This window comes from Streptomyces sp. SPB074 (assembly GCF_000154905.1).
In the GTDB taxonomy this organism is placed as follows: Bacteria; Actinomycetota; Actinomycetes; order Streptomycetales; family Streptomycetaceae; genus Streptomyces.
Genome location: NZ_GG770539.1, coordinates 6,636,464 through 6,641,876, shown reverse-complemented (window position 1 = coordinate 6,641,876; position 5,413 = coordinate 6,636,464). Strand labels below are relative to the sequence as shown.

General features: G+C 74.7%; 7 protein-coding genes. 2 read left to right on the top strand and 5 right to left on the bottom strand.

All coding sequences use genetic code 11. The features are described from left to right. The 3 genes from SSBG_RS28345 to SSBG_RS28335 all read right to left on the bottom strand — a co-directional run. Positions 1-206, bottom strand: a 206-nt coding sequence (locus SSBG_RS28345; RefSeq protein WP_037870821.1) for a DUF1232 domain-containing protein, incomplete at its 3' end; no start/stop codon positions are given. A 153-nt stretch (positions 207-359) separates the two neighbouring features. Continuing rightward, entirely contained in the window at positions 360-1,187 is an 828-nt protein-coding gene (locus tag SSBG_RS28340; RefSeq protein ID WP_008749478.1) for a class I SAM-dependent methyltransferase, read from the bottom strand. Between the two features lie 145 nt (positions 1,188-1,332). After that, positions 1,333-1,869 (bottom strand): ATP-binding protein, encoded by a 537-nt coding sequence (locus tag SSBG_RS28335; RefSeq protein ID WP_037870820.1) that lies wholly within the window; start codon positions 1,867-1,869, stop codon positions 1,333-1,335. A 224-nt stretch (positions 1,870-2,093) separates the two neighbouring features. On the opposite strand from SSBG_RS28335, the gene SSBG_RS28330 reads away from it, so the two are divergent. Continuing rightward, a complete protein-coding gene (locus tag SSBG_RS28330) occupies positions 2,094-2,864 on the top strand; it encodes an MgtC/SapB family protein (protein WP_037870818.1) in 771 nt (256 codons plus the stop codon). A gap of 13 nt (positions 2,865-2,877) precedes the next feature. Here the strand turns inward: SSBG_RS28330 and SSBG_RS28325 are convergent, their stop codons facing one another. Continuing rightward, positions 2,878-3,843, bottom strand: a complete 966-nt coding sequence (locus SSBG_RS28325; protein ID WP_008749475.1) for an LLM class F420-dependent oxidoreductase — start codon at positions 3,841-3,843, stop codon at positions 2,878-2,880. A gap of 395 nt (positions 3,844-4,238) precedes the next feature. Between SSBG_RS28325 and SSBG_RS28320 the strand changes: the two genes are divergently transcribed. Further along, positions 4,239-4,829, top strand: coding sequence for a TMEM165/GDT1 family protein (locus SSBG_RS28320; RefSeq protein WP_008749474.1), 591 nt, complete (start codon positions 4,239-4,241; stop codon positions 4,827-4,829). A 67-nt stretch (positions 4,830-4,896) separates the two neighbouring features. Here the strand turns inward: SSBG_RS28320 and SSBG_RS28315 are convergent, their stop codons facing one another. Beyond that, positions 4,897-5,259: a hypothetical protein gene (locus SSBG_RS28315; protein ID WP_008749473.1), complete on the bottom strand. Its 363-nt coding sequence runs from the start codon at positions 5,257-5,259 to the stop codon at positions 4,897-4,899. Between the last annotated feature and the right edge of the window lie 154 nt (positions 5,260-5,413).

Genomic DNA, 5,413 nt, shown 5'->3' with positions numbered 1-5,413 from the left:
TAGACGGGGTCGGGGACGAGGTCGGTGGGGAGCACGAGGTAGAGCAGGGCGCCCCAGAAGACCCAGCGCTTGCCCGCGGGGAGCCCGGCGGCGCGCAGTGTCCTGCGGGCGCGCACGAGGCGGACGGCGAGGACGAGGGCCACGGCCAGCACGAGCGCGGCGAGTACGGCGAGCACGATCAGCAGGTCCCGCGTGTCGTCGCTCATCCCCGGCTCCCCGTGGGCCTCGCGAGGGACCCGCGCCCCCGCTCCTGGAGGTCGTGTACCCGCAGGACGGGAGTTGAGCGCGGGCCGTTCGGGTGACGGGCCCGCGGACGGCGGGTGACAACCCGTGCGGGGCGGGACCAGGGGGACGCCCGTTCAGGCCGTCGCCGTCACCGTCCACACCGGAAGACACACGTTGCCCTCCGGGCGCGCGCACGCCGCCAGGACGTCGGCCTCGCTCTCCGCCAGGTCGAGGGCGTGGGCCGGGAACCCGTCCTGCCCCCGGGCCTCTTCGAGCCAGTACCGGGCCGCGTCGATCTCCCAGTCCGCGTCCTGGAGTCCTGTCGCAGGGACGGAGGCGGCGGGGCCCGCGTGCCAGCCGGTCTCCGCGAGCAGGCGCAGGATCTGCGGGCGCGAGAAGGGGGTGCGGACGTTGCCGTCGCCGCGCGGCCCGGTCGCGACGAGGTGGGCCTGGAGACGGACGGCGAAGTGGTGGGCGAACTGGTCCGGCGAGGTCGGCGCGGGGTCCCACTCGGCGAAGTGCAGGACGGGCGCCCACTCCCTGGCACGCTCCAGGAGGCGGCGCAGGGCGCTCGCGTCGGCCATGTACCAGGAGCAGTGGGCGAGGACGACGGCGTCGAAGCCCGGCTCGGGGGCGGCCGCGGCGAGGTCGAAGCCGAGGCGGGTCTCGACGCGGTCGCCGAGCGGCCCGGCGGTGAGGTGCCGCAGCGAGTCGCCGAGGGTCACGGGCGTGCCGTGGCCGGCCGGGCCCGGATCGGTCGCGAGGACGTGCCCGGCGGGTCCGACGAGGTCGGCGAGGACGGCGGTGGTGTCGCCCTGCCCGCAGCCGATCTCCAGGAGCCGGGCACCGCGGGGCGGGGACCAGTGCGCGGCGAGGGCGAGGCGGTGGGCGGTCTGCGCGACCTGGGCGGCGGGCGAGTACGGGTGATCCGCCATCAGGGCGGCGAGCGCCTCGGGTGTCATAAAGCGGGGTCCTTCCGGCGGCGGGACGGTGTCGCCGGAGGATATCCGCACGCCCGGGCCGGGGCGGGGGGCCCGGCGGACGGGGCGGATGGGCCGAGGGGGCCGCCTCGCCGGCCGGGAGCCGGGACCGGTGCGGCGGGCCGGGTCAGTGGGGCAGGTCGATGACCGCGCCCACGGACTTGCCGCCGGGGGTGCGGGCGATGCGGATCTCGCGGCTGAGGGCGCGGACGATCTCCAGTCCGTGGCCGCCGACGCGGGTCGGGTCGGGCGCAAGGAAGCTCGGCGCGACCGGGTTCGTGTCGTGCACGGTGACGACGACGTGCTGGGCGTCACCGGTCAGGTCCAGCCGGTGGAAGCCGCCCGCGTGCCGCTCGGCGTTGGTGGCGAGTTCGCTGACGACGAGGTGCAGGTCCCCCGCCGTGCGCTCGGGGACGCGCGCGCACCACTCGGCCTCCAGGCGGTGCAGGAAGCGCGTGGTCACGCCGCGCGCGGCGCAGACACTGCCGGGCGTCCCGTCGAAGCGCGCGGAGTGGCGCAGCGGCTGGGCGGGCACGGCGGGTCCCGTGGTCGCGGCCCCGTCCGCCGTGACGGCGTACGCGGCGGTGGCGTGGCCCGTCACGGGAAGCCCCGTCGCGGAGGTATCCGCCGCGGGATGAAGCGCGGTCGTCGTGTGCTCGTTCATGGTCTCCAGCCCCCGTGCGCGTGTGCCCCCGGGACGCTTCGCTGTGCCCGGCTCTCGCCGGATACCCCGGTCCCCGTGCCGCACACATGGCGGCGCGTGTGAGGGGGGTCACAGGGCGGGGCGTGGATAGGCTCGGCGGCGGCCGGTGACGGATGTGGGCACGGAGCCGCCGCCGGGCCCCGGCCCGTGGCGCCGGTGGCCGTGCGGGGACGGAAGGTGGGCGGATGCGGACGCTGGCGATGTCGCTCTTCGATCCGGCGGCCGGGCAGGGGGCCCGGCAGTTCGCCGAGATCGGTCTCGCGCTGCTGCTGTCGACACTCATCGGCGCGGAGCGGGCCGTGCAGCAGAAGAGCGCGGGCCTGCGCACCCACACGTTGGTGGGGGTGGGCAGCGCGCTGTTCATGGAGGTCTCGCAGCACGGGTTCAACGCGGTGCTCGGCCTGGAGAACGTGTCCTTCGACCCGTCGAGGGTCGCGGCGCAGATCATCTCGGGGATCGGTTTCATCGGCGGTGGCCTGATCTTCGTGCGGCGTGACGCGGTACGGGGCCTGACGACGGCGGCGACGGTGTGGCTGACGTGTGCGATCGGGATGGCCTGCGGGGGCGGGCTGCCGCTCCTCGGGATCGCGGCGACGCTCGTGCACTTCCTCGTCGTCCGGGGCTATCCGTGGCTCACCCGGTGGCTGCCCGCGCTCTCCTCGGTCGAGCAGGCCGGGCTGACGCTGAGCTACCGCTCGGGGAGCGGGGTGCTGTCCCGGGTGCTCAAGGAGTGCACGGACATGGGCTTCCGGGTCGTGCAGGTGAACGTCGAGCGCCCGGCGCGGCCCTCCCTCAAGAAGGACCCGCTGGTAGAGGAGGAGGAGCTGGAGACGGGCGCGCGGGCGGTGTGGCTGGAGGTAGAGGGCCCGGGGAGCGTGTACGCGCTCGTCGCCTCGCTCTCGGAGTTCGACGGGGTGCTCGACGTGTCCTCGGACCGGGCCGACTCCGGCGAGTGAGCGCTCCTCGCGCTCACAGCCTCCGCAGCGCCGGGAGCAGCCGCTCGCGCGCCCAGCGCAGGAAGGGCTCCTGGTGCTCGCCGCCGACCTGGACGAGGGCGATCTCGTCGAAACCGGCGTCGGCGTAGGCGCGTACCGCCTCGGTGAAGGCGTCCACGTCGTCGCCGCAGGGGATCGCGGCGGCGACGTCCTCGCGGGTGACGGTGCTCGTGGCTCCGGCGAAGGAGACCGGGCCGGGGAGTTCGGCGTTGACCGGCCAGGGGCCGAGCGACCAGCGGAACTGCTCGTGGGCGCGGGTGAGGGCGGCCTCGCGGTCGGGGTCGTAGCAGACGGGGAGCTGGCCGACGCGGGGCTTCCCGGTGCCACCGAAGCGGTCGAAGTCGGCGAGGAGTCCCGCCTTGGGCTCGGTGGCGATGACGAGGTCGGCGAGGCGGCCGGCGAGAGCGCAGGAGCGGGGGCCCGAGACGGCGACGCCGATCAGCGGGGCGGTCTCCGGCAGGTCCCACAGCTTGGCGTCCTGGACGGTGAAGTGCTTGCCGTCGTGGTGGACGGTCTCGCCGCCGAGCAGGGCGCGGATGATGCCGACGGCCTCCTCCAGCATCTCGATGCGGACCGGGGCGGCCGGCCAGCCGCGTCCGGTGACGTGCTCGTTGAGGTTCTCGCCGGAGCCGAGGCCGAGGCGGAAGCGGCCCTGCGAGAGGAGCTGGACGGTCGCGGCCTTCTGCGCGACGACGGCGGGGTGGTAGCGCACGGTGGGGCACGTCACGTAGGTCATGAGCGGCAGCCGCTCGGTGGCCTGCGCGACGGCGCCCAGGACGCTCCACGCGTAGGGGGCGTGGCCCTGTTCGCGCAGCCAGGGGAAGTAGTGGTCGGAGATGACGGAGAAGTCGAACCCGGCCTCCTCCGCACCGACCGCGTGCGAGACGAGCGCGCGGGGGCCTGCCTGTTCGGTCATGAGGGTGTATCCGATGCGGGGCATGGCCTTCGATGTGACCGCCGGGGCGGCCCGTCAAACCCCAAACCTGCCGAGCGGGTGCCGGACACACGTCCGTGCGGGCGTCCGCGCGGATGCAGCGCGTGCTCCGGGCGAGGTTCCGGGCACGGGTACGGGCTTGTTAGTCTTGGCCCCGACGAAGGGGAGTAGTCCCGCGATACCGGTATGTCGACATACTGGCCGCGCGTGCGCCGGGAGGCGGACGCGGGCCCGGCGACCGGGCCGCCCGGTCACCGGGCGGTGGACGAGACCTTCGGCCAGGCAGGACCGTGCCCGCGACCCGCGGGCGCGTTCGTTCGCCGTGGCCGAGTGGTCCTTCCCGCCGGGCGGCGCACGGATCACGGCCGCGGCCCCGTCCAGGAAAGACCGGCACCGCTTCGATGTCTCTCGACCCGCTCGCCGTCGTCACGGCCTTCGGCCTCATCTTCCTCGCCGAGCTCCCCGACAAGACCATGTTCGCCTCGCTGGCGATGGGGACCAGGATGCGGCCCCTCTACGTGTGGCTCGGCACCTCCAGCGCCTTTCTCGTGCACGTCGTCATCGCGTGCGCGGCCGGCAGCCTCATCGGGCTGCTGCCCACCTGGATCGTCTCGCTCGTCTCCGCGCTCCTCTTCGGCTTCGGCGCCGTCCTCCTCCTGCGCGCCGACGCGGACGACGACGAGGACGGGGACGAGGCGGGCAGCCGCGCGGTCACCGGGTTCTGGCCCGTGTGGACGACCGCGTTCATGGCGGTCTTCATCAGTGAATGGGGCGACCTGACCCAGATCACGACCGCGAACCTCGCGGCCTCGCGCGGCACGCTGTCGGTCGCGATCGGCTCGTGGGCGGCGCTCATGAGCGTCTCCGCGCTCGCGCTGCTCGCCGGCCGGTTCATCGCGAAGCGCGTGCCGCTCAGGACCGTGCAGCGGGTCGGGGGGATCTGCATGGCCGGTCTGGCGATCTGGTCGCTCGTGGAAATCTTCACAGGATGACGCGGCGGCTCGCCCGGGGTGGCCCGGGCGAGCCGGCCGGGGCGCCCGTTTGCGGTGGAGGGCGCTCTCAGGCCGGGGTCAGCCGGAGCTGGATCTCCTTCTCCTGGTCACCGGAGGCCGAGCCGAGCACCTCGACGGCGTAGACCTCGCCGAGGGCTTCGCGCAGGTCGCTCACCGCGTGGTAGCCCCCCTGCGCGGTGAGGTCGAGCGCGGCGGCGATGCGCACCGGCGAGGTGTGCCCCCTGCGGTCGGAGGTGTCGAAGGTGGCGCTCCAGACCGTGGGCCGCTCCCCCGGTGTCTCGCTCGGGGTGTCGCTCGCCGCGCGGTCGGTGCCGAAGGCCCCGGCGAGGGCGGTGAGGACGGCGTCGGCGTCGCGCGCCGAGCAGCCCTGGAGTTCTACGACGACCTGTGCGGACTGGTCCTGATCCATGGTGGTGCTCCCGTCGTGAAGGCGTGACGGTGGCCGTTCCCCGCTCTCCCCCCAGCGTGCGCCGCCGGGCGCCGCCGCGCGACCGGGACCGTCAGCCACTGCTTTCCTGCGGGTCCGGCCCCGGGCCGTCGCCGCTGCGGGGACGGTCCGCGCG

Bases quoted from the DNA above. Each gene is read 5' to 3' on its own strand.
- SSBG_RS28330 (WP_037870818.1), top strand. From the start codon at position 2,094: ATGCGGACGCTGGCGATGTCGCTCTTCGATCCGGCGGCCGGGCAGGGG.
- SSBG_RS28335 (WP_037870820.1), bottom strand. From the start codon at position 1,869: ATGAACGAGCACACGACGACCGCGCTTCATCCCGCGGCGGATACCTCC.
- SSBG_RS28320 (WP_008749474.1), top strand. From the start codon at position 4,239: ATGTCTCTCGACCCGCTCGCCGTCGTCACGGCCTTCGGCCTCATCTTC.
- SSBG_RS28340 (WP_008749478.1), bottom strand. From the start codon at position 1,187: ATGACACCCGAGGCGCTCGCCGCCCTGATGGCGGATCACCCGTACTCG.
- SSBG_RS28315 (WP_008749473.1), bottom strand. From the start codon at position 5,259: ATGGATCAGGACCAGTCCGCACAGGTCGTCGTAGAACTCCAGGGCTGC.
- SSBG_RS28325 (WP_008749475.1), bottom strand. From the start codon at position 3,843: ATGCCCCGCATCGGATACACCCTCATGACCGAACAGGCAGGCCCCCGC.